Annotated in this window: 1 rRNA gene; it reads right to left on the reverse strand. The window is 51.2% G+C overall.

Annotated features, from left to right (window positions below):
- Positions 1–8 precede the first annotated feature (8 nt).
- Positions 9–2930, reverse strand: a 23S ribosomal RNA gene (locus KI369_RS05275).
- Positions 2931–2986 lie beyond the last annotated feature (56 nt).

Below are 2986 nucleotides of genomic sequence, written 5' to 3' on the forward strand. Positions count from 1 at the left end.
CATATTATATGGTTAAGTCCTCGATCTATTAGTATTCGTCAGCTCCACATGTCACCATGCTTCCACCTCGAACCTATCAACCTGATCATCTTTCAGGGATCTTACTAGCTTACGCTATGGGAAATCTCATCTTGAGGGGGGCTTCATGCTTAGATGCTTTCAGCACTTATCCCTTCCGCACATAGCTACCCAGCTATGCCCTTGGCAGAACAACTGGTACACCAGCGGTGCGTCCATCCCGGTCCTCTCGTACTAAGGACAGCTCCTCTCAAATTTCCTACGCCCACGACGGATAGGGACCGAACTGTCTCACGACGTTCTGAACCCAGCTCGCGTACCGCTTTAATGGGCGAACAGCCCAACCCTTGGGACCGACTACAGCCCCAGGATGCGATGAGCCGACATCGAGGTGCCAAACCTCCCCGTCGATGTGGACTCTTGGGGGAGATAAGCCTGTTATCCCCGGGGTAGCTTTTATCCGTTGAGCGATGGCCCTTCCATGCGGAACCACCGGATCACTAAGCCCGACTTTCGTCCCTGCTCGACTTGTAGGTCTCGCAGTCAAGCTCCCTTATGCCTTTGCACTCTACGAATGATTTCCAACCATTCTGAGGGAACCTTTGGGCGCCTCCGTTACACTTTAGGAGGCGACCGCCCCAGTCAAACTGCCCACCTGACACTGTCTCCCGGGTCGATAAGACCCGTAGGTTAGAATTTCAATACAGTCAGGGCGGTATCCCACCAGCGCCTCCACCGAAGCTAGCGCTCCGGTTTCAATGGCTCCCGCCTATCCTGTACAAACTGTACCAAAATTCAATATCAGGCTACAGTAAAGCTCCACGGGGTCTTTCCGTCCTGTCGCGGGTAACCTGCATCTTCACAGGTACTATAATTTCACCGAGTCTCTGGTTGAGACAGTGCCCAAATCGTTACACCTTTCGTGCGGGTCGGAACTTACCCGACAAGGAATTTCGCTACCTTAGGACCGTTATAGTTACGGCCGCCGTTTACTGGGGCTTCAGTTCAGAGCTTCGCTTACGCTAACCCCTCTCCTTAACCTTCCAGCACCGGGCAGGTGTCACCCCCTATACTTCGCCTTACGGCTTCGCAGAGAGCTGTGTTTTTGCTAAACAGTCGCTTGGGCCTATTCACTGCGGCTTTCCGTTAAGAAAGCACCCCTTCTCCCGAAGTTACGGGGTCATTTTGCCGAGTTCCTTAACCAGAGTTCTCTCGCACACCTTAGGATTCTCTCCTCGCCTACCTGTGTCGGTTTGCGGTACAGGCACCTTTTATCTCGCTAGAAGCTTTTCTTGGCAGCGGGGAATCAAAGACTTCGCTCCATAAGGAGCTTCCCCATCACAGCTCAGCCTTCACGATAAGCGGATTTGCCTACTTATCAGCCTAACTGCTTGGACGTGCACAACCAATCGCACGCTTCTTCTATCCTTCTGCGTCCCTCCATTGCTCAAACGATAAAGAGGTGGTACAGGAATATCAACCTGTTGTCCATCGCCTACGCCTGTCGGCCTCGGCTTAGGTCCTGACTAACCCTGAGCGGACGAGCCTTCCTCAGGAAACCTTAGGCATTCGGTGGACGGGATTCTCACCCGTCTTTCGCTACTCATACCGGCATTCTCACTTCTAAGCACTCCACCAGTCCTTACGGTCTGACTTCACTGTCCTTAGAACGCTCCCCTACCACTGATACCATTGGTATCAATCCGCAGCTTCGGTGGTGTATTTAGCCCCGGTACATTTTCGGCGCAGAGTCACTCGACTAGTGAGCTATTACGCACTCTTTAAATGGTGGCTGCTTCTAAGCCAACATCCTAGTTGTCTAAGCAACTCCACATCCTTTTCCACTTAATACACACTTTGGGACCTTAGCTGGCGGTCTGGGCTGTTTCCCTTTTGACTACGGATCTTATCACTCGCAGTCTGACTCCTAAGGATAAGTCATTGGCATTCGGAGTTTGACTGAATTCGGTAATCCGATGAGGACCCCTAGTCCAATCAGTGCTCTACCTCCAAGACTCTTACACTTAAGGCTAGCCCTAAAGCTATTTCGGGGAGAACCAGCTATCTCCAGGTTCGATTGGAATTTCTCCGCTACCCACACCTCATCCCCGCACTTTTCAACGTGCGTGGGTTCGGGCCTCCATTCAGTGTTACCTGAACTTCACCCTGGACATGGGTAGATCACCTGGTTTCGGGTCTACGACCACGTACTAAACGCCCTATTCAGACTCGCTTTCGCTGCGGCTCCGCCTCTTCAGCTTAACCTCGCACGGGATCGTAACTCGCCGGTTCATTCTACAAAAGGCACGCCATCACCCATTAACGGGCTCTGACTATTTGTAGGCACACGGTTTCAGGATCTCTTTCACTCCCCTTCCGGGGTGCTTTTCACCTTTCCCTCACGGTACTGGTTCACTATCGATCACTAGGGAGTATTTAGCCTTGGGAGATGGTCCTCCCAGATTCCGACGGAATTTCACGTGTTCCGCCGTACTCAGGATACATTCAAGAGAGAACGAAGTTTCGACTACGGGGTTGTTACCCTCTACGACGGACCTTTCCAGGTCGCTTCGTCTACCTCGTTCCTTTGTAACTCCGTATAGAATGTCCTACAACCCCAAGAGGCAAGCCTCTTGGTTTGGGCTATGTTCCGTTTCGCTCGCCGCTACTCAGGAAATCGCATTTGCTTTCTCTTCCTCCAGGTACTTAGATGTTTCAGTTCCCTGGGTCTGTCTTCCTTACCCTATGTATTCAGATAAGGATACCATACCATTACGTATGGTGGGTTTCCCCATTCGGAAATCTTCGGATCAAAGCTTACTTACAGCTCCCCGAAGCATATCGGCGTTAGTCCCGTCCTTCATCGACTCCTAGTGTCAAGGCATCCACCGTGCGCCCTTTCTAACTTAACCAAACTAAAAATTAAAAAATATGAGCTACACTGTTATCTAGTTTTCAAAGAACATAC

Source organism: Bacillus sanguinis, assembly GCF_018332475.1.
Classification (GTDB): Bacteria; Bacillota; Bacilli; order Bacillales; family Bacillaceae_G; genus Bacillus_A; species Bacillus_A sanguinis.